The sequence below is a fragment of the Bifidobacterium saguini DSM 23967 genome, assembly GCF_000741715.1.
Taxonomy (GTDB): domain Bacteria; phylum Actinomycetota; class Actinomycetes; order Actinomycetales; family Bifidobacteriaceae; genus Bifidobacterium; species Bifidobacterium saguini.
Genome location: NZ_JGZN01000006.1, coordinates 13,971 through 37,906 on the forward strand (window position 1 = coordinate 13,971; position 23,936 = coordinate 37,906).

The window sequence follows — 23,936 nt, forward strand, 5'->3', positions numbered from 1 at the left end:
ACCCCTCAGTCGGCATTGCCGACAGCTCCCCTGACAAGGGGAGCCATAAGTGAGGACTACCTCAGGTAGTCGAGTACTAGACGCAAATCGCGCGTATTGATGGCCTCATCGGCGGCAAGCTGCGTTTTCGGCTTAGCACAGAACGCCAAGCCAAGCCCCGCAGCCTGAATCATCGGAATATCATTCGCACCATCGCCAACAGCCACCGTCTGGCTCATCGGCACACCAAGACGCTCAGCCCAAGCCTTCAGCGCGTGCAGTTTAACGGTTTTGCAGACAATCTCACCGAGCACATTGCCGGTAAGCTGACCGTCCGCAGTTTCCAGACGATTCGCAATCCACAAATCAATATTGCCTTCAGCGGCAAGCCTATCCACAACCTCATGGAAGCCACCAGACACCACGCCGACCTTCCAACCATGCGCATGCAACGTGTCAATCAATTCCAGAGCACCATTAGTGAAGTGCAGCTTATCGTGCACAGTGTCGAACACCGAAACCGGAAGCCCCTTCAGCAATGCCACTCGGGCGCGCAAAGCATCACAGAACTCCAGCTCGCCGCGCATGGCGCGCTCGGTCACTTCAGAGATTTCCTCGCCCTTACCGGCTGCCTCGCCCAACTCATCGATGACCTCTTCATCAATCAGCGTGGAATCCACATCCATTACCAGCAGACCTGGCTTGCTCAACGTAGGGCACGCGAAATCCATCGAGACATCCCCAGCCTCAGTCTCATCGGACTTGTTAACAAAGTGCACATCTTCTGCAGTCATGCCTTAGATTGTCGAAAAACCTTGGGACAATACCCGCTATGAGTTTTTCCCCTGAGCTTGTCGTCGCTCTCGCGGCAGACCCCACCCCCATCTGTACTGCATCCGATGGCGGATTGATCGGTGCTATCACTGAATGGCTTATCGCCGTAATGGAAACCATTGGTGGTGTTGGTGTGGCGCTTGCCATCGCCCTCGAATCCGTGTTCCCGCCTATTCCTTCCGAAGTGATTCTGCCACTCGCCGGTTTCACGGCAGCACGTGGAACCTTGAGCTTGCCCGGTGCGATTATCTGGGCAACCATCGGATCCGTGCTCGGTGCATGGGTGCTGTATGGCATTGCCCGCTGGGTTGGACTGCATCGCATCAATCGCGCCGCCGACAAGATTCCCGGCGTTAGTCGCAATGATGTGAGCAAAGCAAATGACTGGTTCACCAAATACGGCACATGGTCGGTATTGATTGGCCGTGTGATTCCCGTGGTGCGCTCGCTGATTTCGATTCCCGCTGGATTCAATCGCATGAACTTCCTGCAATTCACCGGTTGGACGTTGCTTGGCTCCGCCATCTGGAACACGATTCTGGTGTCCGCCGGATACCTGTTGGGCGACCAATGGTGTTCGATTCAAGGTGCGCTTGGCATGTTCGAAGATGTGGTTATCGCCGCGGTGATTGTGGTCATCGTTTGGTTCATTGCGCGCAAAGTGCGTAGTGTGGTGCGTAGCCGGAAACAATAATAAGCTGAGCCGCACGGAGCATTGTGCGCGTGCAATCAAGGAAGTCGAATGAGCGAAGCAGAAGATCTTGCCGCATTGAATGATCGGTTGATGGCGCGTAATCATGCGCTCGCCGAAGCGTTGTCTCGCGCGGGCAAGGAACTGACCAAAGCCAAATCACAGTTGGCGCAATTGGCTCAGCCGCCGCTGACTTTCGCCACAATGGTCAAGGTTGATTCCTCACATATCGATGCCGATGGCGTACAGCATGCCTCAGCGGAAGTGATTGCCGGCACACGCCGCATGGTGGTGCCGGTTGCCGCCAACGTGAATGCGGCTCGACTGACTTCTGGTGCCACGGTGATGCTGAACGAGAAGCTGGTGCTGGTCGAACAACGAGACAACGATACCGTTGGTCAGATTCGCACGGTCAAGGAATCGCTTGATGACGGGCGTTTGGTAGTAGCCGATGCTTCCGGCAACCCTACCTTGATTCGTAGGGCGGGAGCGTTGGCGCACGCGACCATCAATCAAGGTGATCGGTTGATTGTGGACTCATCCGTGCGCTTGGCCTTGGAAGTGCTGCCGGTGGAAGGCGATAAGGATCTGGTACTGGAGGAGACCCCGGATGTCAGCTTCGCGGATATCGGTGGTCTTGATGCTGAAATCAGTCGTATTCGCGATGCCGTGCAGCTGCCATTCCAGCATCGTGCTCTGTTCGAGCGTTACGATTTAAAGCCGCCGAAGGGCGTGCTGCTGTATGGTCCGCCTGGCAATGGCAAGACGATGATTGCCAAAGCCGTGGCCAATGCGCTGTGCGAAGGCGGATACGATATGGATGGCGACGGTACGGTAGATGACACCGAACGTATGGTCAAAGGCGTATTCCTTTCCGTCAAGGGTCCGGAACTGCTCAACAAATACGTGGGCGAATCCGAGCGTTTGATTCGGTTGATTTTCCAACGTGCCCGCGAACGTGCCGCCGAAGGCCGGCCAGTGGTGGTGTTCATCGATGAGATGGACTCGCTGCTGCGTACCCGCGGTTCCGGCGTCTCCTCGGATGTGGAGACCACGATTGTGCCACAATTCCTTTCCGAACTCGACGGTGTGGAATCGTTGGATAATGTGATGGTGATTGGCGCTTCCAATCGTGTGGACATGATTGACCCGGCCGTGCTGCGTCCTGGACGACTCGATGTGAAAATCCGCGTTGGCAGACCTCAGAGGGATCAAGCCGTGGCCATTGTCGGCCATTACCTGACCGACGATCTGCCGTTGGAATCCGGTGTGGATGCTCATGCGCTTTCCGCGGTATTGGTGCGTGACATTTACGAGACTTCGGAACGTCGGCATATTTGCGATGTGCAAGGTGAATCCGGCCAGTGGTCCGCATTGTTCCTAGCCGATGTGGTCTCTGGCGCAATGCTGAAAAACATTGTGGACCGAGCCAAAACACGTGCCGTCAAACAGTCGATTGAATCCGGCGAAGATGTGGCGTTGACCATACCGTTGCTGGCCGCAGCCGTGGAAGACGAATTCCAGGAGACTCGGGACTCTATGGCGGATGTGGATCCTGAACAATGGTCCCGTATCAACGGCATGGACCCAGTTCGCCGTATTCGCGCGGTGTCGTGATGTTTAATCATGTCCCTACCGCCACTTCACTGTAGGGTTTTCTACATTGACTGTAGGATTCCTAACATTGACTGTAGGATTCCTAACACTGACTGTAGGTTTTTGAACGTATTTTGTAGAAAAACCTACAGTCAATGTGGGAAAACCTACAGCGGATGTAGAAAAACCTACAGTCGGTGGGAGAAATCGTCGGGACGGGATAAGGAACGGGGGCTTCGCCATCCTATGGTTTCGCGACGATGGGGAGCACGGAGTTAGGAGTATGTATGAGCGTGCAACGAGTTATGGGCACCGAGACGGAATATGCGGTCTCGCTGAAAGCTGCAGGCGGACACTATAATCCGGTGCAGCTTTCTTTCGACGTAGTCAACGGCGCCGCCGACCAGCACAGTAAGTCGATTCGTTGGGACTACCGGCAGGAGGATCCGGTCAACGATGCGCGCGGCACTCGCCTTGAACGAGCCGCAGCCTGCCCGGATATGCTGACCGACTCTCCGCAGCTCAACATCACGAACGTGATTACGCCCAACGGTGGCCGCGTATATGTGGATCATGCGCACCCCGAATACTCCGCTCCGGAAACCACCGATCCGTTCGAAGCCGTGCGCTACGACCATGCTGGCGACCTCATCATGCAAGCCGCCGCAGAGCGCGCGTCCAAAGCCACCGGAACTCCGATTGCGTTGCATCGCAACAATGTGGACGGCAAAGGCTCAAGCTGGGGTACGCATGAAAACTACATGATGCTGCGCAGCGTGCCATTCAGTCGGGTGGCTCGGCTCATGACCCTGCACTTCGTTACCCGCCAGATTTACGCCGGATCTGGGCGCGTGGGGATTGACGAACACAGCGAAATGGCTGGGTTCCAATTGAGCCAGCGCGCCGACTACATTCATTCCAAGGTCGGTTTGCAAACCACGTTCGAACGCCCCATCATCAACACGCGCGATGAATCCCACTCCACCGATGAATTCCGCCGCCTCCATGTGATCGTCGGCGATGCCAACCGCATGCAAGTGCCGCAGGTGTTGAAACTTGGCACCACCAGCATGCTGCTATGGCTGCTGGAACATGTCGAGGAAGCGGATTTTGACATTGACGCATTCCTTGACGAATTGGAACTCGCCGACCCGGTTGAAGCGATGCACACGGTCTCGCATGATCTGACGCTTGCCGCTCCGCTCGAGCTAGAGCACGGCGGGGAAACCAATGCTTGGCTGATTCAGCTGAAACTGCGTCAAGCCGTCTATCAGGTGGCGGCGCTAATCGACGGCACGGATACCACGGGCGAGCCTGCCTGGCCCGATAAGTCCACCACCTCGATCATGGCGATGTGGGGTCAGGCGCTCGCCGACGTGGCCGCCATTCGTCATGCTGAAAATGATGATGCACGACTGGCATTGAGCAATGAAGCCAGCCGTGTGGAATGGCTGTTCAAATGGCAGCTTTTGGAGAAAATGCGCCGCAAAATCGCCGCTGGCGTATCAGATGGAGCCGCAGCTGCATCATCCGGCTGGAACCATCCGAAGCTCAAGGTCATCGATTTGGCTTGGGCCGCGTTGGATCCTACAACCAGCGTGTTCGCCAAATTGGAATCCCGCACCGAACGTGTGATTCGAGCACAGGAGATTGCTCAGGCGGCGGCAGAACCTCCTGAACACACCCGTGCATGGCTGAGAGGCAAGCTGGTCAGCAAGTTTGGTAGTGAAGTCGCCGCTGTCAGCTGGTCTAAACTGACTGCGCGCGATCCGCAAACTGTATCCGCGGATGACTCCGCCGAATTCTACGGTAACGCCAGTCATGCTGCCGCCTCATCCGCAAACCTGTTTTCCTTGGATATCTCCAATCCCTTGCGATTCACCAAACAGGATTGCCAAACCAAGCTTGATGCGGCGGAACACGCCATTGATCTGCTGAAGGCTTTGGCCATCACCACGGAAGGTTAGACTAGACAGTTATGGAAGACACAAAGACACAGAGTCCACAGGAACTGCGCAGTCTTGCGCTCACGGTAGCCGCTCTCCTTGAAGAGGCCGGCAAGCATGCCCTCCATGATCAGATTAATCCTCGCAATATCGTGCAGTCTGTAGATACCGACCAGTCCGGCAGCGGAAATCGCTACAAGCTCGAAACCGACGGTAAAATCCTGCGCTTTATGAGTACGCGTCTGGCCGATATCGCTCATTTCGATGGCTTCTGGTCTACGCGACCCGCTAAAAGCCGTCCAGGTCAACGATACTGGTACATCGGCAAGATTGACGGTGTAATCAACTATGTTCGCCGAATGAGCGAATGGACATTGACTGCGGCATTGTTTGAATTCGATGAGAACAATGAGCCGAAGCCGATTCTCGGTGTGGTACATGCTCCGGCATTGGGTCTGACCTATTTGGCAGCCAAGGGCGCGGGTGCGGTACGCATTCATAAGACTGCGGTCGGAGAGAAGCGAGACAAGGTAGTGCCATCCATGACCTCTTCGTTGGATGGCTCCGTACTGAGCTATGGCATGTCGTTCATTCCTAAGGAATCCCAACGTGCGTTGGATGTAGCATCGTCGTTGGCTGGTCGTCCTGCCGATATTAAGCGCGTCGGTCCGGCGTCCTTGGACTTGTGCAAGGTGGCGGATGGTACATACGATGCCTACTTTGAGCCGATGCTGCATGTGTGGGATATTCCTGCTATCGCCGCGGGCACCGTGGTGGTATGGGAAGCTCAGGGCACGTTGAGCCGTTGGGATGGAGATCGCATCCATTGGCGTCATGACAACGACGTGGTGGCCACGAACGGTCTCATTTCACGTGAGCTCATGCGGTACCTCAGCATGCTGTAAACCTCTGAAATATATTTTGGACATATTGTTCACCACACTTCATAATCAATCTGCATAAACCTTGAATGATGACTGCCCTTCGTGAGCGTGTATTTTTATGGTTGCGTACACGGAGGGGAGTCGAAAAGGACATGAATCATGCCACAGCAGTTCGAACAACCGCAATCTCAGCCGCAGGAAACTCATGAAGAGGACATCCTCGCTGCTACTGAGAGCAATGCGCAGCAGCAGAACGAAGACCAGTCCGATGTGTTGGACAGCATTCTGGACGACATCGAGTCCACGCTCGAGACCAATGCTGAGGAATACGTCAACAGCTTCGTGCAAAAAGGCGGCGAGTGATGCCCCAATTGCGTGATAGCGGTACTCGTACCCTCCACGCCACAGAACCCGTGCCATCCACTGAGATGGACGGGTTCTGCCGTATTTTCGGTGTGGAAACCGAATATGGTGTGGCGGTAACCGGAGCCAATAAGCCAGTGGATGCGGGCCAAGTGGCCATGACCATGTTCCAGCCCATCGTTTCCCGCTCCCGATCCACCAACACCTATCTGGCCAATGGTTCACGCCTCTACCTCGATGTCGGCTCACATCCCGAATATGCCACCGCCGAGGCGCGTGACCCTCGTGAGGCATTAGCTCAGGATTTGGCCGGCGAACGGGTGATGCGCCATCTGGCATTAAAGGCCCAGGCTAAACTGCGTGAATCCTATGGCGAGCAGGCCACGATTCACGTATTCAAAAACAATGTCGATTCCGCAGGCCATGCTTTCGGATGCCACGAAAATTATCTGGTCCGCCGCTTCGTGCCATTGGAAACCATCGAACATCAACTGCTGCCATTCCTAATTACCCGCCAGCTGTTCACCGGTGCCGGACGCATGGCCCAGGATGGCTTCCAAATCACACAGCGAGCAGACTTCTTGGATGAGGCTGTTTCTTCGGCCACTACGCGTTCGCGCCCAATGGTCAATACGCGTGACGAGCCACATGCCGACCCGGATTCATTCCGCCGTCTGCATGTAATCATCGGTGACTCGAACCGTTCGCAGTGGGCTACATGGATGAAACTTGCCGTAACCCATCTGGTGCTGTGCGTGATTGAGGAGGCATTCCGCCGTGGTGAGCCATCCGGCTTCGAAGAATGGGCGTTTGCCGACCCGGCTGCTGCCAACCGTGCAGTGAGCCGATTCTTGGATGAACCGAATGCCGCACTGGCGCTTGCATCGGGTGAGTCAGTGAGTGCGCTGGCGTTGCAACGTCGATACTATGCTGCAGTCGAATCATTTGTGGCCGCTCATCGGGAAGTGATGGACGCTGCGTTTACTGCCGGTGCATCGGTTACGGAACATTCGGAAGATGCCATTGCTGACTTGCCAACAGCAGTGGTTCTGGGGGAGTGGAACCGAGCATTGGATACGTTGGCGCAAGGCGATTATGATGCGCTTGCCGACCGCGTGGATTGGGCGGCAAAGAAACGCATCTTCGATGCGATGCGCCGTCGTAAGCCAGATATCTCGCTAGCTCAATTGGAGCAACTTGAATTGGATTACCACGACATTGCCAATGGTCGCCTGTATGGTTCGCTTACTGCGCGAGGCCAGATGAAGCAATTGCTGGCCGCTGACGAGGTCGAACATGCGGTTCACGAGGCCCCGCAGGACACTCGTGCCGCCTTGCGCGGACGCTTCGTGGAAGCGGCCCTCGCCTCAGGATCACAATTCTCCGCTGACTGGACCCACCTGACCGTAACCGCTCCGGAACGCCATGAAGCCGTACTTCTTGACCCGTTTGCGTTCAAACCCACTCCGGAATTTACGGCGTTGATGGAATCCCTGAAATAAGCGAAACCCCGACCATCATGGTCGGGGTTTTCTATCTCGCTTGATGCGCAAAGGCTCGCTAGGAGCGGAGGGTCACTCGGTGACAGCCTTCTTCAGCAGGGAGCCAGCGGAGATGCGCACGCCGTAGGAAGCCGGGATGTTGATGGTCTCGCCGGTGCGCGGGTTGCGGCCAGTGCGAGCAGCGCGCTTGACGCGCTCAGCAGAGAAGAGACCGGTGAGCTTCAGGCCTTCGCCGGACTTCATAGCCTCGACGAACACATCCTGGAAGGCGTTAACAGCAGCCTCGGCCTGGGCCTTGGTCAGGTTGGACTTCTGGGCAATCTTCGAGACGAGATCAGACTTGTTGTATGCCATAAAGCATCCTTCTTGAGTCAGTGGGCAGGCACGGTTGCCTGTCCGTGTTCATCACATGATGATAGCGCATAGACCTGCCTAAACCCGCATTTTATAAGGCTTTTCACATCTTTTTTCCGCGATTTTCGACTAAATTCGCTCACTACATGGAAGTTCGCCCAATATGGGAGGCTTTCACGCGCGGATTTATTGACGATTCGGCCGTTTTTGGCATATTGACGGCCCGTAAAAGCTTCAAAAACAACGGTTTCTGAGCCTGCTACACCAGATTATGCTGATCCAACCATTTCATTGCGGCGGCACCCAGAGGAATACGAAGCCAATAGAACACCACACGGTGTAGCAACGTCGCGGACAATGCCACGGCCTGAGGAACACCCACGGCGACGAATGCGAACGTCAACGCTGCTTCCACACCGCCCAAGCCGCCCGGGGTGGGCACTGCGGAACCCAGCGCGTAGGCCAGCATGAACACGAACGTGGTCTCCACGGGATTCGTGGAGTATCCGAATGCCTGTAATGCGGCCCAGAACGCAAGACCGGTGGTGATGTTCTGGAACAGTGCGCCTGCGCAGCTGATGGCCAGCTGCCTTGGTTGAGACAGTACATCAAACAGTTGGTTGATATAGGTTTTGGCCAATGGCATGAGCTGTTGCATAACCCAGTGGCGCACAGGAGGAATCATCATGGCGATGGAGATCACCACAACCACTGCGCCAAGCACAATCACCAATGTATTGGTGGGGATTGCACCGGAGAGCATGTTGCGGCCGGTAAACATACCAATGAGCACCAGCATGGCGAAGTACACCATGTAATACACCACCAAGGCTGCGCTCATAATGGCGGTGGCGGTGGTGTTGCGATACCCGGATTTCCTCAGGAACTGTAGGTTCACAAAGGAGGGACCCACGCCGGCAGGCATGGATACGGTGGCGAAACCACCTGCCACCTGGCTCATAAATACGCCGGCATTGTTGCGATTGCCGCGATTCATTAACGCGCCCAGCGAAATGGAAGAGCCAATCCAACCGCATAGGCCGAAAGTAAGGGTTACTACGGCCATAATCGGGTTGGCGTTGGTGAGCGCATCAATGATTTCCTCTGGCTTGAGCTGGGTGAAGACCACGATCACGGCCACAATCACCAGCAGCATCGTAATCATCGAACGCCAAGAGAAACGAGCCAAGGTCACCGGTTCAACGGTCTCAGCAGTATCGTCGTCAGACAATGAGGCAACACTACCGCGCAAGGATTTGAGCAGTTGCTTATCCCAAGCATCCAACGCGCGAGTAGGGGAGGGGACGGCCACTTTTTGAATGAATGGGGCAATGCTGGCGAGCGTCAAATCGCCCCAAGCCTCGCGGGCAGCCTCAATGGCCGGCTTTACGCCAATCAATGCGGCGAGCAATGCGAGCAGCTGTACCTTATCCAGTGCGGTGTTCGCAGAGCTGGAAGCATTATCGCCATTCAGCCATCCGGCGATGACCGGAGTGCCATCCTCAAGACGGGCCAAGGTGTCCGGCGTGATACGGCGATGGGTGTATCCGCGACGGTTGGCCACCGACAGGTACCGCATATAGGCCACGGCATCAGCCTTGGTCAATGTTTTGAGATTGGCGGGCATGGCTATCGTGTGTGCGTCCAACACCAGAATGGCGGATTCATCGGTATCTGCGATGCCGTAGGGGGAGGGGGCCGGCAGTTTGATATTGTGCAGTCCCAACAGCATGGAGAAATGATGCTGTACGGCATCTCGCACGGATTTGTCTCGGCGAATGGACACGCTGGTGAAACGAATCTGATCCCAAACCTGCTTGAGATAGCCAACTGTATGGGTTTGGGCATCAATTACCGACACAATGAACTTTCGACCATCGGTGGTTTCGAGGTCATAAAGGCGTGAACCTGCGGTCAGATCATCCTCCAATGTGGCGGCCAAAGATCCGCGCTTGACTATCACTGGTTCCTGATGTCGAATCAGTGAAGCTGTTTCAAGGCCTATGCCTTTGAGCGCCGTAACCAACGGCATGCCCCAAACGCCTTTGTTCTGCGTGCCAACGATGAACCGAATCAGCATGCCCACCGTACGGCCTGCGGTCATGGAAACCAGCATGCCGGTAACTGAGTGCCAGGAAAGCACCACCATCACCACTGCGGTGACGTACAGGATATTCCAACTCCATTTCACGCTGGAGCGAGTGCGGCGAGGACCGGCTGCCGTCAGAAAAGCCGCCATGCCGGCATACATGTCCGGCAGAAGGCCCGAGCCATATGAGGTGGCGGCGGAAACCAGTGCCAATGCGAGCGTTTGATCGTTAAGCCCGCTGATAAGCGTTGAAATAGCCCATACGGTGCCGTAGCCGGCAAGCATGGCGATGGCGGAAACGGCGGCCTGCAGCCATTCTCGAGCAACAAGAATCTGAGCTAGTACGATAACCACCATAATGATGGTCACCAATTGAGTCAGCACGGTGGAAGGATAGTTGGCAAGCCAATTGATGGCTTGTGCCGCAGTATGGGCATCGGATTCCACGCCGCGGGTAATGCCGCCCATGAATACGGCGAACACCATAACGATGGCCGCCGTCAGCAGAGACATTGCGGCTCTGGTTAAATCTGCGAAATCGCGGGTGCGACGAGGTGCTACGTCGTCGATAACCGGTTCTGCCACCTGAACTCCTGTTCGATGCTGAAATGAGGGGAATTGTGCTTCTAATGGTAAGGCGCGTACGCAATCGCGCACGCGCCTTAGTGTGTGTTTATCAAGACTTTATGCGATCAGCGGTCAAACGCTACCAGCTTGGAAGCCACACCGGTGTAGGTAGCCGGGGTCAATGCCTTCAAACGAGCAGCGGTTTCGGGATCGAAGGACTGCTGGTCGATGAAAGCCTCGACCTGTTCCTTGTTGATCTCATGGCCGCGCATCAGCTCCTTGACCTTCTCATACGGCTTGTCCATGCCGGGCAGGCCGCGAAGCTCGCAGGCGCGCATGGCGGTCTGAATCGGCTCGCCAAGCACCTCCCAGTTCTCGTCCAGTTCGCGGGAGATCACATGATCGTTCGGGTGGATGGACTTCAAGCCGCCCATCAGGTTGTACAGGGCCAGCTGGGAGTAGCCGAGTGCGGAGCCGATGTTGCGCTGGGTGGTGGAGTCGGTCAGATCGCGCTGCCAACGGGATTCCACAAGCGTTGCGGACAGGGTATCGAGCAGCGAGCAGGAAATCTCGAAGTTGGCTTCGGCGTTTTCGAAGCGAATCGGGTTCACCTTGTGCGGCATGGTGGAGGAGCCGGTGGCACCCTTGACCGGAACCTGAGCGAACACGCCACGGGAGATGTACATCCACACGTCCACGCACAGGTTGTGCATGATGCGGTTCGCATGGGAAACGGTGGAGTACAGCTCGGCCTGCCAGTCGTGGGATTCGATCTGCGTGGTCAGCGGATTCCAAGTCAGTCCCATACGGTTGGTTACGAACTCGCGAGAGACGGCAATCCAGTCCACGTCCGGGCAGGCGGCCAGATGAGCGCCGAACGTACCCGTGGCGCCATTGATCTTGCCCAGGTATTCCTGATTCTCAATGTGCTTCAGCTGGCGGTTCAGGCGGTACACATAGACGGCAAGTTCCTTGCCGAGCGTAGTCGGGGTAGCCGGCTGGCCGTGGGTTAGGGAAAGGAGCGCCTTGTCCTTGTACTCCTCGGCCTTCTCAGCCAAGTGATCGATGATTTCCTTGAACGCCGGGGTCCAGACGTTCTCCATTGCGTTCTTCACACAGCGGGCGATGGAGAGGTTGTTGATGTCTTCGGAGGTGCAGGCGAAGTGCACGAGGGTCTTCAACGCATCGTTGATGTTCGTCATGTCAGCTGGAGCCTTGGCGAACTGGTCGTCGATGTAGTATTCCACAGCCTTCACATCGTGGTGGGTCACAGCCTCGTGAGCGGCATGAGCAGCAATGCCTTCAGCGCCGAAATCCTCAGGAATGGAACACAGGAATGCCTTCTCCTCCTCGGTGAACGGGTGGACGCCGTCCACAATCGGCTGGTTGCCGTTGCCTTCAAAGCCGTTGGCCAGAAGAATCATCCACTCGACCTCGACGCGCATACGTTCGCGGTTCAGGGCGGGTTCGCTCAAATATTCCACGAGCGGTGCGGTGGCGTTATGGTAACGACCATCAAGCGGGGTCAATGCGATGGCGGGGGAAATATCAGTAAGCTTCATAGTCTCCTAGGGTACTTCCAGCCGTGAACCGGCGAATTGAGCGGCGGTGTTGTCTGTGTTGGACGGCTGATTAGCCTTATTGACATGGTGGTAATAGCTATTTCACTGGAGCGTATTGATTTGCGCTGAATGGTCAGCGGGAGCCAGCGTGGTACTTGAGGTCATACGCCCTTGGAAATATCGGGTTTCCTTAAGATTGCCACTGATGACGCTTTGGAAATGGGACTCATGCCGTTGCAATGCCGGAGAGCCCAGATCGGTGGCATTCTGGTAGGCGGCCTGATGATATTTGATCCAATGACTGATTTCTCGCCCATCAGTGGCTCCACCCGCCACAGGCGCGGCGTCATATGCTGTTTGCCCATAGATTGGCGTGACACCAGGGGTGCAGGATCCATCGGCGTTGGTGGTATTGGGTGTGGCTGTGGGAGCGGGGGATACATGCCCTCGCACCGTCAGCCAATTTTTCGTATGCGGATTCGCCGCCCCATCCAATGCCGCCACCAATTCGTCATCAATCTCCACACTGGTCACCCACGTATCGGATGGAATGGGATGATTAGCCACCGGGGAGCCAGCGGTAACCACATGTTCGATGTTGTAATCCTCCGACCAATCGGATGCAATGGTTGCGGCAACGATGCCGCCTTGTGAATGCCCGATCAGAGCCACTGGCTCATCTTTGCCGATGCCGGCCTGTTGCATGGCTTCGGTGACCATACGTACGCTGTCCGCGCGCATACGGCGTTCCTTGTCTGAACTCATAAGTTCCACATTCTGTTCCCATCCGAACGGGGAATCAGCTTTGCCATCCGTACCGGGAATAGTGACCAGCCATGCGCTGGAACCATCTGACTTCTCATACCGTTGGATGGCGATGGTGCCATAGTCAAGCCCACTATCAAGATCGATTTTGCCCAATCTTTCTTCGGCCAACCGCCGTAGATTCTCCATCGCACTGCCCACGCTGTTGCTGGAGCGAACCACGTCATTGTGCGCGTACACTTCAGTGACGTCAATATGATTGCCCTGAATAATGTCTTTCACCGGCCCGGAAACATTCGCAATCTTGCCGGCTCCCTTATTGACTTCATCGGTATGGGCCACGCCTTTGCCAATGGCAATGCCGCCCGCCAACGCGCCGATACCACTCATTACCCCCTCTTGGAATGGATACGTGGACGTCGACATCCAGGAAGCATTCGGCTTGCCTTCAACCACCCAGCCGGAAATCAGGCCGCCAAGAGCCACGGCTGCGGTGCCGATGATGGCATGTCCCGGTTTGAACTGAGTGCCGGCTTGAACCGCTTCGGTAAACGTTCTACGAACGGATAGTTCGGCTTCGGAATACAGCGCATGTGCTCGAATCAGCAGGCTTGCCGTTGCAGACAAGTCGATGCTGAGTTTGCGGCACGCCAGTGCATGTTCGTGGCAGCGCTCGCCTACAGCATCAAACGCCACCGTATCGTGCCCGGCCGGAGCTGTGAGAGGATTTCCACCGGATAATGCCGGGCACATCGGTGCACTGGTGCGCTGCGATGACAATTGCAATGCGGCATTGCTCCATGAAGTCGCAAGCGCGTCGAAGCCTGCAGCCTCATCATCCAAGGCTTTGGCGATCGCCGTATATTCCTCCAATGTGGCCGGCGCATAGCCGACACCACCGTAAATCGAGGATTCAACCTGCCAGTAATAATGCGTTTCAGCCATGATTATCCCCAGACGAGTCGGTGTGTGGTTGCTATGTCATCCACCAGTGTTTGAGAAGCCTGTGCTATCCGGTTCAGTCTGGTTCTAAAGAGATTGGCGGCATTGCCGGTCCACACAATATCGTTTGCTGAGGCTGAGGCCGTAGCGGAACGTTCGCATACCATGATGGTGGCGGCTTGCTGAACTCCTATAAGATTGCGGCTTCGCTCCACAGCATTGTGGCAGGGGCATGAACCGTAATCGAACGGTGTCACGGTGTTGCCGGCAAACCCTCCGATATGGTCAAGAGGTGCGGCTGCAGTAGGCTGTGAATTCGTAGTAAAAGTGCTCATGTACTCAGCTAAAGGGATAGCTGATTCAGTTGTCTAGCCCAATCGACCTATGTGGTTCTAGCTTATTGAAAAAAGGCTGGTTTATGCACAACAAATGTGGATAAACCAGCCTGCTTGGCATCGTCAGGGCAGCATCATGCCTTTACTGTATTGCCGAATGCCTGAACGATACTTCAAGTCAAACTGTTCACAGTAGTTGCGATGCCAGATATGCATATCACCACGGTTTGGTGGTGCCGTTGCCCTTGTTCTGTGAGGTCTTCTGTTCGGATTTAGTATTGGACTGCGTGTCAGTGGACTGCTGATTCGCCTTCATCAGCTCCTCCACCTGCTTCTTCTGCTCTTCGGTCAATGCTCCGCCCTTCTTGGCATTCGACTTCGAAGAGCTACCCGACTGTTGCGCGGCTTCAGCTTGAGAGCTTTCACCATTCTGCTGCACTTCAGCCTGCTTCAATGTGATTTTCGTCAACTTAGAAGAGATGGAAGCATTCGTGTCGATTGCATCACGGATTTGCGGCAACAACACTGCGCGCATCTGGCCGGCTTCCGCAAACTGAGCATCGGTTTGCTGCTGTTGGGCGTTCAGCGTGGTCACATCAGTGGATGTATCCTGTGCGGCTTTAAGATTCGCGCTCAACGATGCCGTGGCCTGATTGAACGCGAGCACAGCGGAAAGATTCACCGCCGTAACGCCTGCTGCCGCCAGCAATAGCACAGCAGTGACAATCAGTGCGATGCGTACGCCGAGCGGCACTCGCGCACGCTTCGTATGATGTACGGTTGTTGCATCGGTTGTCATAGCAATCTCCTTGATGCGGCAATCCAAGCGCCAAGCTCACATGCCAACAGTACAGCCATCACTATGGCCAAAGGCCAGACTACTGCAGTTGTTCTGGTGCGCTCCTTGGTAGTGGTAGTGACTCGCCACTGCCCGGAAGTCTTATCGGAAGTCTGACCGGCCAGGGTATTCGATTCGTTCACGGCAATATAAGTACCGCTGATTTCGTCGGCAATATCCTTGAGATTGGTCTCATCCATTTTGGAAATGCCTGGTTCGCCAGTGTCCGGATCGGTTACCCATTGATCAGTGGTAGAGGAGTCGCCGGCGCTAACGCCATCGGCAATGACCGGAATCTTGCCACCTTGGGTGGAACCCACGCCAACGGTGAAGCCATCATCCACATACTGCCTCAGAGAGGAGAACGAACGCCTAGCCACATTCGATGTTTGCTCGCCATCGGTAATGAGATACAACACGATGGCATCATCAGGATGCGCGTCGCGAATCGATTTGGCCGTAACCAACAGCTGATCAATCGGTGCATCCAAGCTTGAACCGGAAGACACGGAAGTGGATTCCACGCTCAACGTATCCGCCCAATTATCGATGGCAGGCGCATCCGGTGTAAGCGGCACATCCAGTGTGCCGGAAGCGCCGAACCGCAAAGCGGCGAAACTCGCGTCGGAGTACGATGCAGTCACATCATGAACGGCCTTGCGTGCGGCTTCAATACGGCTGATGGTCTCATCGGAGCCATAATGCGCATCAGATACAGCCATAGAACCAGTAGTGTCAACGGCGATGATCACATCAGTGGCGTTAATGGCGCGCGATGTGGTAGGCGCCACCACGCTTGGGGTCAGCACCATTAATGCGGCTACCACCAGCATCAAGGTTCGGCGCACGCACGCCCATACGGTTTCATCCGTGGCATAAGCATTATTCCGCCGTACGAACTGCACGACTTCGGCCACGGCCAACACCACCAGCAGGGCGGCAATAACGCCGCCTGCAATCCAACCCAAAGCAGGGGAGAAGGTGAATCCACTCATCGCTTCAACCTCCATGCACACGCCATAGCGGCAATAAGAGCCACCACCAAAGCCAAGGTCCACCAACCGGGAGCATCAGACATCGAAGCCTTCGCCTTACTTGCCGATTCGCTATCCCTGCGCGACTGAATATCCTTGACCAGCTCATTGACGGACTGTCCATTTGACTGGGTCAGGAACACACCTCCATGAGATTCAATCGCCGACTTCATATCCAACGTGGCCTGATCGTTCTCGCTTGACTGCGGCCCTGAATACAAGCCATCCACTGAAATCTTGGTTTGCTGAGTCAGGTCAAGCGCCTCGGAAAGCGAATAGGTAGGTTTGCCGGACACCACATTATCGGTGGCCAATACGATGGAAGCCGCACGTTGCCGCTCCGCATTCGCTTCAGTGGCCGAACCATAAGCGAAACCGGGAAGCATGGCAGCGCAAGACACTACGCCGTCTCCAATCAGCGAGGTGGCGTCCTTCCTGTTCTGCGTGCCTTCCAACCAATCCGCGATTTTCTGGTAGTCGGCGTCAGACATCTTGTCGATATCATCCTGTGTTTCCACGCCCTTGAGCGCTTTACTGGCTGCCGTGAGCTGTTCGGTGACCAAATCATAATCATCGGTCAACGGAAACACGGTACGTGAAGTGGAGTTGAAAATGCTCAATCCGATACGTTCGCCTTGGAAATGCTTGATAAGTTCCAGATACGTATCAATGACTTCACGGTCATACGGTAGCGTGGAGCCGGATACATCCAAGCACAGCACAATATCTCTGCTGGATGCCTGCTCACTGCTGGAATCCACTTGAGATGGCCTGGCGACCAGTGCAATCGCAAGCACCAAAGCAACCACCACCATCGCCACAGCTGTACGATTCAATGCTCGCCATTGGCGGAACATGCGAGAGGCGTGCTCAGTATTGAGATCGTCATCAAGCGAGAATACAGCCTCATGAGAAGCGTTCGCACGGCGGGCGAACGCGATAATCAGCACGATAATCGCCAATGCCGCCAGAGCGCCGGCGAGTGCGGCCCAAGGCCAGTGCCATGCCAGCATCATGCTCGCCACCTTTCCACGAGATTAGCCACCCATTCCGCAGCCTGGTCCACGGTTACCGTTTGCGCCTGATAGTTGAATGCGGGATTGGCAAATTCAGGCGGATACAATGCTTCGATGGTTTGACGCAGGGTATCCAATCCTTGACGGTTCACCAAGGTGCGGTCGATGCGCGTCAAATCAGCGAGCGTACTGGATTTCAGTGGTTTGCCGCTGGCCGCTGTAGCGAATTCGCGTGCGATTAATGCGAGTTCCACGAACGCATCCTCGCGGGTCAGCGTGCCATTGGCGTAACGGTCCAGCACATCATCGATACGCGCATGCCACTGTGCTTTGGCACTGGCATTACGATGAGCGCCACGCAATTGCGCAGCGGCACGAGAAGCGCGGGCCGGGCGAGACAGTATCACTGCCACAATCACCAACACCACGGCAAGCAGCAGAAAGACCACAATCGCAACGATCAAAGGTCCGGTGATGGACAATGATTCCACAGGATGCAGATTGCTAGGATCCACGGCAAGAGACAATAAGGGCAATGTCATCGGCGATCACCTGCCAGACCCAGATTCAGTTCAGGCGAAGCCCCCAGCTGATTGCGTGTGGTCCTTGCCAAAGCCACGGATACCAGTTGCACAAAACGATTGAACATATCTTCACTGGAGCCGGCGCGAATCATGAACGAGCCGGCACGATTCAACTCCTGTTCCAAAGCGGCTGCAAGATAGTGGCGATGCGTTTCGACCTGCTGGGCGCTTGCCGACGAACGCAGAAAAGCTGGCACTCGGCGGTTGGTCACGCCATCTAGCGGGGCGCTTTGCCCCTTGGCCAGCGGTTTGAACGGGTTCAGCGTAGCCACATCAATCAGCACGATGGGATGCGTGCGTGCAATGCGGCGAAACTCTTGAATATGGTGCTCCGTCATGGCAAGTTCATCAGTGGCCAGCACAATAAGAGCGTGACGGTCTTTGATGCGCCTGGCGTACTCAAGCAGTGCATCGATGTTGCGCTTATGGTTCCACTCACGAGTCAGCGCTTTATCCAGCGTGCGTTCGAATTGTGCAAATCCACCGTTGAACGGGATACGCGTAATGGCGGCTTCATCACCGAACACGATGGAAACGTCATCGGATCGGCGCAGCGACAAGGCCGCGAACATGCGCAGCGCATTGGCCGCCACTTCGCATGCCTGCTCTCCGGACGGGCAGACGCCGGTCATCTCACGGCCTACATCCATAAGCAGCCAGACACGGGAAGTGGATAGCCTCTCGCGCTGCACCACCATAGGCTGACCCTGTCTTGCGCTGGTCTTCCAATCAATCAAACGAGACTCATCGCCGGGCTCATAGACGCGCACGTCCATAACATCACCGGCACCGCCGCGGCGCCCTGATGCATGCTCGCCCTCCAACACACCCAATGCCTTACGCACCGTAGGCAGACTGATCTGGGTGCCGAGAGTCTCGATCTTCCTGCGAATAGAATCTGAACTCACGGAACAGGAACCGTTTCGACGATCTTATCGACAATCTGATCGCTGACCACGCCATCGGCCAAAGCCTCGAACGTGAGCACGATACGGTGGCGAAGCACCTCGTGAGCGAAGGCCTTAATATCCTCCGGCACCACGTAATCGCGACCCGACAGCAATGCCTGAGCCTGACCTATACGAGTCAACGCAATGGTGGCACGCGGGGAAGCACCCAGACGCACCAGAGCAGACAAGCCCTTGATCGGGCGAGAACCTGCGCCGCGAGATGTGGCTGCAATATCAACCGCATACTTCATGATGGCATCCGAAACATGCACACGGCGTGCGGCCTGACGAAGGAATTCCACATCGGAAACGGTGATACGCTCGCCGGTGATGGTATCCGGGCCGATCATATCCGAGCCGCGACGAGTGAGCATGGCCAGCATGCGCGTCTCCTCATCCGCAGTGGGGTAGGTCATCACGGCCTTCATCATGAAGCGGTCCATTTGGGCCTCGGGCAGATTGAATGTGCCCTCTTCCTCAATGGGGTTCTCCGTGGCGATGACCATGAACGGCTTGGGCAGGGCGATCCGCTGACCGCCGATGGTGGTGGCGCCCTCAGCCATAGCTTCAAGCATGGCCGACTGAGTCTTGGCATTGGAGCGATTGATTTCGTCCAGAAGCACGAAATTGGCGTGAATCGGACCGATCTGCGTAGTGAACTTCTGCGAGGCGAAATCAAACACCTGCGTGCCGGTCAAATCGGAAGGCATCAGATCAGGCGTGCACTGCACGCGCTTGAATGAGCCGGAAACGCAAGTGGCCAGCGTCTGTGCCGCAGTGGTCTTTGCCAAACCAGGCACGGACTCGATAAGAATATGACCGCCTGCGACCAGCGTGACGATGAGGGATTCGCGCAGATTATCCTGACCAACCAAGGTCTGGGAGAAACGCGAACGAATGGTATCCGCAAGCATACGTGCACGCTTGGCGTCATCAAGACCCAAGGGAGCTGCGGCTCCTGGAACTGCAGCGGTTACCGGAGGCGCCACAGGCGTGGCCAATGGGCGCTGAACAGACGGCTGCGGAGGCAATTTTGGTTGCGTGGGGAACAAAGTCATGTCCACCACTGTAACTACCTACACTGACTGCAAGCTTGGGGAATGGTTGGATTCCCCAAGACGACGTTTCGACCTACAGCTGCCAATCCACGGCGGTGGCACCCATAGATATCAGAGCCTGATTCGCGCGAGAGAACGGCTTGGAGCCAAAGAATCCGCGGGGTGCAGACAGCGGACTTGGATGCGGCGACTTGATGATGTACGCGTTCGTCAGCAATGGTTCGAGACTTTGTGCATTACGCCCCCAGAGAATAGCGACCAATGGCTTTGGCTTGCCATCGGCATCAACACGGGCGTTCAGCGCGCGGATGGCTGCTTCGGTAACCTGCTCCCAGCCTTTGCCCTGATGTGAATTCGGGCGTCCGACACCCACGGTCAAGCATCTGTTGAGCAGCATGACGCCGCGTTCGGTCCACGGTGTCAGATCGCCATTAGGGGGCATGGGAACACCGAGATCATCCACAAGTTCCTTATATATATTGATCAGGCTTTTCGGCAGTGGCCTCACATCGGGGGCCACGCAAAAACTCAATCCAACCGGATGGCCCGGAGTAGGGTAGGGGTCCTGGCCCACAATAAGGACCTTGATGGAATCAAAAGGAATGGTGAAAGCTCGCAGAATGTTGTGGCTTGCCGGTAGCCAAGGCCTGTTGGCGGCGTTTTCAGCTCTGAGAAAATCGCCCATCTGATGAATGTTCGGTTCCACATCGGCCAACGCTTTGGCCCAGCCTGGTTCAACCAGTTCGCTCAACGGTTTGATCATGGCTCAATACTGTAGCCAAACGTGCATATACGGTGCATGTCCAGCTCATGGCATGCTGTACGGTGGCTCATTTCGAGTCAGACGGTTACACTCGTGGGTAGTTTTGCATGAAGGAGAGCAGCTTATGGCGCGCGACAAGGTGACCTACGAATCGTATGAGCAGGACGTCTTCGATAATCCACCGGCCGGTCCGGTGGGCGCTCACCGTGGATCTCGCCCGGTGATTACTCGAATCGCTCCGTTCATCATCGTGATTGTGGTGGCGGCATTGCTGGGAGCTGGTGCTTGGGCGGTAAGCAGCGGCGAATACGCCAATCTGCTGAATCTGAAGTCCTCCCAGTCTTCCTCGACTACCAGCACCACGACCAAGTCAAAGAAGAAGTCCACGTCCAAGTCGACCAAGTCCGATTCTTCTTCCACTGCCGATTCCACGGATTCTTCGAGCTCTGATTCCTCGACCAGCACGGATTCTTCGAACACGTCCACTGAATCCTCTGATTCCTCCACCAGCGATCAGAGTGCACAGCAGAGCGAACAGACCGCTACCGTGAACAAGGCCACTCAGGTTCGTGTGGTGAACGGTACCGGTGTCTCCGGGTACGCTGGCCAAAAGGCCGATGTGCTGCAGACGGCCGGATACACCAGCGTGGAGGCAGCTAACCCGACCGGTTCACTGCCTTCCGCCACGGTGGTGTGGTATCAGAATGAATCTGATAAGGCCACGGCTCAGGATGTGGCCAATACGTTGGGCATCAGCACGGTTCAGCAGGTACAGGGTTTGGCTGCACCTATTACTGTTGTGCTGATGAACTAGCAGCGCATTCGATATGCACTAGTGCATATCGAATAGCGGAATGGCATCTATGCCGTCTACGCCTGAGAGCGAAGACGGCATTTTTCATAAGTTCTGCGGGCTGTCGAATATGAATGTATCGCTCAATTAATGAGACGGTTTGGCCTATTCACTTATTGTTTGATTTGTAATGTTCCCTCATCACGGTACAATCTTTCACTAGTCGCGAGGTAGGGGGAGCGCGATGCGGTTCTTTCTACGTTCCCTATTGGCATTTTTCGCGACGCCTAGGGAACAAAGGAAAGATCAAATATGGCACAAGGTACCGTAAAGTTCTTCCTTGCCAAGAAGGGGTTCGGGTTCATACAGCCGGACGGCGGAGGCGAGGACGTTTTCGTGCACTACGCGGAAATCAAGGACGACGGCAGCAACAACAAGTTCAAGATGCTGTATGAGGGCGATCGGGTGGAGTACACGCCTGTTTCGTCCGGTAAAGGTACTCAGGCTAAGGACGTCGTCAAGTTGTCTTCTGGCGAAGAACGCCCCGAGTGAGTGGTTTTGCCTCGTAGGACGCTGAAAGCCTCGACTGGTTGTTGCAGTCGAGGCTTTTTCTGTATCTCGGCTATCTGAGCTGCCTGATTCTTTGCTGATTTCATGCCCATAGCGCAATCGCAAACGCGCTTGTTGGCACTCTCTACCCGAGAGTGCTAATGTCTCAGTTAGCACTCGGAGGTCGAGAGTGATAACCGGCAGCTGACGGCCGGTGGTCGTTCTTGGCGCTTGCGGGTGATAACCGGTATACATAGCCATTTGGAGGAACACACAACCATGGCAAAGATCATTTCTTATGATGAGGAAGCCCGTCAGGGCATGCTGGAGGGCCTCGACAAGCTCGCCAACACCGTCAAGGTCACCCTGGGCCCGAAGGGCCGCAACGTCGTGCTTGACAAGACCTACGGCGCTCCGACCATCACCAACGATGGTGTGTCCATCGCCAAGGAGATCGATCTCGAGGATCCGTACGAGCGTATCGGCGCCGAGCTGGTCAAGGAAGTCGCCAAGAAGACCGACGACGTCGCTGGCGACGGCACCACCACCGCAACCGTGCTGGCTCAGTCCCTGGTTCACGAGGGCCTGAAGAACGTGGTCGCCGGTTCCAACCCGATTGCTCTGCGTCGTGGCATCGAGAAGGCCACCGAGGTTATCGTCAAGGAGCTCGTCGCAGCTGCCAAGGACGTTGAGACCAAGGACCAGATCGCCGCTACCGCCACCATTTCCGCCGCTGATCCTGAGGTCGGCGAGAAGATCGCTGAAGCTCTGGACAAGGTTGGTCAGGACGGCGTTGTGACCGTTGAGGACAACAACCGCTTCGGCCTGGATCTCGACTTCACCGAGGGCATGCGCTTCGACAAGGGCTACATCGCTCCGTACTTCGTCACCAACGCTGACGATCAGACCGCTGTCCTCGAGGATCCGTACATCCTGCTGACGAGCGGCAAGGTCTCCTCCCAGCAGGACATCGTCCACGTTGCTGAGCTGGTCATGAAGACCGGCAAGCCGCTGCTGATCATCGCTGAGGACGTCGACGGCGAAGCTCTGCCGACCCTGATTCTGAACAACATCCGCGGCACCTTCAAGTCCTGCGCCGTCAAGGCTCCGGGCTTCGGCGACCGTCGTAAGGCCATGCTGCAGGATATGGCCATCCTGACCGGTGCTCAGGTCGTTTCCGACGAACTGGGCCTGAAGCTCGACTCCATCGACGTGTCCGTGCTCGGCCACGCCAAGAAGGTCATCGTTTCCAAGGACGAGACCACCATCGTTCAGGGCGCTGGCTCCAAGGAAGACATCGACGCTCGCGTTGCTCAGATTCGCGCTGAGATCGAGAACACCGATTCCGATTACGATCGCGAGAAGCTGCAGGAGCGTCTCGCCAAGCTGGCCGGCGGCGTGGCCGTCATCAAGGTCGGCGCTGCTACCGAGGTTGAGGCCAAGGAACGCAAGCACCGCATCGAAGATGCAGTGCGTAACGCCAAGGCTGCTATCGAGGAAGGCCTGCTGCCGGGCGGTGGCGTGGCCCTCGTTCAGGCTGCTGCCAAGGCTGAGTCCGATGAGGCCGTGACCTCTCTGACCGGCGAAGAGGCTACCGGTGCCGCCATCGTGTTCCGCGCCATCGAAGCCCCGATCAAGCAGATCGCTGAGAACGCTGGCGTGTCCGGCGACGTGGTGATCAACAAGGTTCGTTCCCTGCCGGACGGCGAAGGCTTCAACGCCGCCACCGACACCTACGAGGACCTGCTGGCTGCCGGCGTCACCGACCCGGTCAAGGTGACCCGTTCCGCTCTGCAGAACGCTGCCTCCATCGCTGGTCTGTTCCTGACCACCGAAGCTGTCGTGGCCAACAAGCCGGAGCCGAAGGCTGCTGCCCCGGCCGCTGGCGCTGACATGGGCTACTGATCCAAAATAGGTTAGCTGATAGCTCAAGTTAACTGAT

The 23,936-nt window shown here is 56.1% G+C and carries 22 protein-coding genes; 9 read left to right on the plus strand and 13 right to left on the minus strand.

The features are described from left to right. Window positions 1–56: 56 nt before the first annotated feature. Window positions 57–773 (minus strand): phosphoserine phosphatase SerB, encoded by a 717-nt coding sequence (serB, locus tag BISA_RS03270; protein WP_033890213.1) that lies wholly within the window; start codon window positions 771–773, stop codon window positions 57–59. Between the two features lie 38 nt (window positions 774–811). Between serB and BISA_RS03275 the strand changes: the two genes are divergently transcribed. The 6 genes from BISA_RS03275 to pafA all read left to right on the plus strand — a co-directional run bounded on the left by BISA_RS03275 (window position 812) and on the right by pafA (window position 7,795). After that, complete coding sequence (locus BISA_RS03275; RefSeq protein ID WP_033890214.1) at window positions 812–1,507, plus strand: DedA family protein; 696 nt, start codon at window positions 812–814, stop codon at window positions 1,505–1,507. Window positions 1,508–1,555: 48 nt separating this feature from the next. Next, window positions 1,556–3,121 carry a proteasome ATPase gene (gene arc / locus BISA_RS03280; RefSeq protein ID WP_033890215.1) on the plus strand — a complete coding sequence of 522 codons (1,566 nt, stop codon included), beginning with the start codon at window positions 1,556–1,558 and terminating at the stop codon, window positions 3,119–3,121. A gap of 266 nt (window positions 3,122–3,387) precedes the next feature. After that, the gene (dop, locus tag BISA_RS03285) at window positions 3,388–5,067 is read left to right on the plus strand and encodes a depupylase/deamidase Dop (RefSeq protein ID WP_033890216.1); all 1,680 of its coding nucleotides are present in this window, start codon (window positions 3,388–3,390) and stop codon (window positions 5,065–5,067) included. Between the two features lie 11 nt (window positions 5,068–5,078). Then, window positions 5,079–5,951 (plus strand): inositol monophosphatase family protein, encoded by an 873-nt coding sequence (locus BISA_RS03290; RefSeq protein ID WP_033890217.1) that lies wholly within the window; start codon window positions 5,079–5,081, stop codon window positions 5,949–5,951. A gap of 138 nt (window positions 5,952–6,089) precedes the next feature. Then, entirely contained in the window at window positions 6,090–6,293 is a 204-nt protein-coding gene (locus tag BISA_RS03295; RefSeq protein ID WP_033890218.1) for a ubiquitin-like protein Pup, read from the plus strand. After that, window positions 6,293–7,795, plus strand: a complete 1,503-nt coding sequence (pafA, locus tag BISA_RS03300; protein WP_033890220.1) for a Pup--protein ligase — start codon at window positions 6,293–6,295, stop codon at window positions 7,793–7,795. The genes BISA_RS03295 and pafA overlap by 1 nt, the downstream gene beginning before the upstream one ends. Before the next feature lie 72 nt (window positions 7,796–7,867). Here pafA and BISA_RS03305 read toward each other — a convergent pair whose 3' ends face one another. The 12 genes from BISA_RS03305 to BISA_RS03355 all read right to left on the minus strand — a co-directional run bounded on the left by BISA_RS03305 (window position 7,868) and on the right by BISA_RS03355 (window position 20,652). Beyond that, window positions 7,868–8,149, minus strand: coding sequence for an HU family DNA-binding protein (locus tag BISA_RS03305; RefSeq protein WP_003830278.1), 282 nt, complete (start codon window positions 8,147–8,149; stop codon window positions 7,868–7,870). Window positions 8,150–8,408: 259 nt separating this feature from the next. Beyond that, window positions 8,409–10,823 (minus strand): lysylphosphatidylglycerol synthase transmembrane domain-containing protein, encoded by a 2,415-nt coding sequence (locus BISA_RS03310; protein WP_033890221.1) that lies wholly within the window; start codon window positions 10,821–10,823, stop codon window positions 8,409–8,411. Between the two features lie 107 nt (window positions 10,824–10,930). Further along, entirely contained in the window at window positions 10,931–12,367 is a 1,437-nt protein-coding gene (purB, locus tag BISA_RS03315; protein ID WP_033890222.1) for an adenylosuccinate lyase, read from the minus strand. 102 nt (window positions 12,368–12,469) lie between these two features. Then, window positions 12,470–14,077, minus strand: coding sequence for a PGAP1-like alpha/beta domain-containing protein (locus BISA_RS03320; RefSeq protein ID WP_033890223.1), 1,608 nt, complete (start codon window positions 14,075–14,077; stop codon window positions 12,470–12,472). Between the two features lie 2 nt (window positions 14,078–14,079). Beyond that, on the minus strand, window positions 14,080–14,409 hold the full coding sequence (locus BISA_RS12480; RefSeq protein ID WP_081889991.1) for a hypothetical protein: 330 nt from the start codon (window positions 14,407–14,409) through the stop codon (window positions 14,080–14,082). A 217-nt stretch (window positions 14,410–14,626) separates the two neighbouring features. Further along, complete coding sequence (locus tag BISA_RS03325) at window positions 14,627–15,208, minus strand: DUF6466 family protein (RefSeq protein WP_033890224.1); 582 nt, start codon at window positions 15,206–15,208, stop codon at window positions 14,627–14,629. After that, on the minus strand, window positions 15,205–16,242 hold the full coding sequence (locus tag BISA_RS03330) for a vWA domain-containing protein (protein ID WP_033890225.1): 1,038 nt from the start codon (window positions 16,240–16,242) through the stop codon (window positions 15,205–15,207). The genes BISA_RS03325 and BISA_RS03330 overlap by 4 nt, the downstream gene beginning before the upstream one ends. After that, window positions 16,239–17,297 carry a VWA domain-containing protein gene (locus BISA_RS03335; RefSeq protein ID WP_033890226.1) on the minus strand — a complete coding sequence of 353 codons (1,059 nt, stop codon included), beginning with the start codon at window positions 17,295–17,297 and terminating at the stop codon, window positions 16,239–16,241. Before BISA_RS03335 ends, BISA_RS03330 begins: the two co-directional genes overlap by 4 nt. Next, window positions 17,294–17,839 (minus strand): hypothetical protein, encoded by a 546-nt coding sequence (locus tag BISA_RS03340; RefSeq protein WP_033890227.1) that lies wholly within the window; start codon window positions 17,837–17,839, stop codon window positions 17,294–17,296. Before BISA_RS03340 ends, BISA_RS03335 begins: the two co-directional genes overlap by 4 nt. After that, entirely contained in the window at window positions 17,836–18,789 is a 954-nt protein-coding gene (locus BISA_RS03345; RefSeq protein ID WP_033890228.1) for a DUF58 domain-containing protein, read from the minus strand. The genes BISA_RS03340 and BISA_RS03345 overlap by 4 nt, the downstream gene beginning before the upstream one ends. Next, window positions 18,786–19,889: an AAA family ATPase gene (locus BISA_RS03350; protein ID WP_033890440.1), complete on the minus strand. Its 1,104-nt coding sequence runs from the start codon at window positions 19,887–19,889 to the stop codon at window positions 18,786–18,788. The genes BISA_RS03345 and BISA_RS03350 overlap by 4 nt, the downstream gene beginning before the upstream one ends. 73 nt (window positions 19,890–19,962) lie before the next feature. Further along, window positions 19,963–20,652 carry a uracil-DNA glycosylase gene (locus BISA_RS03355; RefSeq protein WP_033890229.1) on the minus strand — a complete coding sequence of 230 codons (690 nt, stop codon included), beginning with the start codon at window positions 20,650–20,652 and terminating at the stop codon, window positions 19,963–19,965. A gap of 124 nt (window positions 20,653–20,776) precedes the next feature. Here BISA_RS03355 and BISA_RS03360 point away from each other — a divergent pair, with 124 nt between their 5' ends. From BISA_RS03360 to groL, 3 genes are all read left to right on the plus strand, one after another. Then, entirely contained in the window at window positions 20,777–21,466 is a 690-nt protein-coding gene (locus BISA_RS03360; protein ID WP_033890231.1) for a LytR C-terminal domain-containing protein, read from the plus strand. Between the two features lie 291 nt (window positions 21,467–21,757). Further along, window positions 21,758–21,997, plus strand: a complete 240-nt coding sequence (locus BISA_RS03365) for a cold-shock protein (RefSeq protein ID WP_033890233.1) — start codon at window positions 21,758–21,760, stop codon at window positions 21,995–21,997. 276 nt (window positions 21,998–22,273) lie between these two features. Next, complete coding sequence (gene groL / locus BISA_RS03370; RefSeq protein WP_033890234.1) at window positions 22,274–23,899, plus strand: chaperonin GroEL; 1,626 nt, start codon at window positions 22,274–22,276, stop codon at window positions 23,897–23,899. Window positions 23,900–23,936 lie beyond the last annotated feature (37 nt).

Excerpts from the sequence above, each read along its gene's own strand:
- pafA (WP_033890220.1), top strand. The coding sequence starts at position 6,293 with ATGCCCCAATTGCGTGATAGCGGTACTCGTACCCTCCACGCCACAGAA.
- BISA_RS03330 (WP_033890225.1), bottom strand. The coding sequence starts at position 16,242 with ATGAGTGGATTCACCTTCTCCCCTGCTTTGGGTTGGATTGCAGGCGGC.
- BISA_RS03350 (WP_033890440.1), bottom strand. The coding sequence starts at position 19,889 with ATGACTTTGTTCCCCACGCAACCAAAATTGCCTCCGCAGCCGTCTGTT.
- BISA_RS03275 (WP_033890214.1), top strand. The coding sequence starts at position 812 with ATGAGTTTTTCCCCTGAGCTTGTCGTCGCTCTCGCGGCAGACCCCACC.
- BISA_RS03340 (WP_033890227.1), bottom strand. The coding sequence starts at position 17,839 with ATGACATTGCCCTTATTGTCTCTTGCCGTGGATCCTAGCAATCTGCAT.
- BISA_RS03365 (WP_033890233.1), top strand. The coding sequence starts at position 21,758 with ATGGCACAAGGTACCGTAAAGTTCTTCCTTGCCAAGAAGGGGTTCGGG.
- serB (WP_033890213.1), bottom strand. The coding sequence starts at position 773 with ATGACTGCAGAAGATGTGCACTTTGTTAACAAGTCCGATGAGACTGAG.
- BISA_RS03335 (WP_033890226.1), bottom strand. The coding sequence starts at position 17,297 with ATGATGCTGGCATGGCACTGGCCTTGGGCCGCACTCGCCGGCGCTCTG.
- dop (WP_033890216.1), top strand. The coding sequence starts at position 3,388 with ATGAGCGTGCAACGAGTTATGGGCACCGAGACGGAATATGCGGTCTCG.
- BISA_RS03325 (WP_033890224.1), bottom strand. The coding sequence starts at position 15,208 with ATGACAACCGATGCAACAACCGTACATCATACGAAGCGTGCGCGAGTG.
- BISA_RS12480 (WP_081889991.1), bottom strand. The coding sequence starts at position 14,409 with ATGAGCACTTTTACTACGAATTCACAGCCTACTGCAGCCGCACCTCTT.
- groL (WP_033890234.1), top strand. The coding sequence starts at position 22,274 with ATGGCAAAGATCATTTCTTATGATGAGGAAGCCCGTCAGGGCATGCTG.
- BISA_RS03355 (WP_033890229.1), bottom strand. The coding sequence starts at position 20,652 with ATGATCAAACCGTTGAGCGAACTGGTTGAACCAGGCTGGGCCAAAGCG.
- BISA_RS03295 (WP_033890218.1), top strand. The coding sequence starts at position 6,090 with ATGCCACAGCAGTTCGAACAACCGCAATCTCAGCCGCAGGAAACTCAT.
- BISA_RS03320 (WP_033890223.1), bottom strand. The coding sequence starts at position 14,077 with ATGGCTGAAACGCATTATTACTGGCAGGTTGAATCCTCGATTTACGGT.
- BISA_RS03360 (WP_033890231.1), top strand. The coding sequence starts at position 20,777 with ATGGCGCGCGACAAGGTGACCTACGAATCGTATGAGCAGGACGTCTTC.
- purB (WP_033890222.1), bottom strand. The coding sequence starts at position 12,367 with ATGAAGCTTACTGATATTTCCCCCGCCATCGCATTGACCCCGCTTGAT.
- BISA_RS03305 (WP_003830278.1), bottom strand. The coding sequence starts at position 8,149 with ATGGCATACAACAAGTCTGATCTCGTCTCGAAGATTGCCCAGAAGTCC.
- arc (WP_033890215.1), top strand. The coding sequence starts at position 1,556 with ATGAGCGAAGCAGAAGATCTTGCCGCATTGAATGATCGGTTGATGGCG.
- BISA_RS03290 (WP_033890217.1), top strand. The coding sequence starts at position 5,079 with ATGGAAGACACAAAGACACAGAGTCCACAGGAACTGCGCAGTCTTGCG.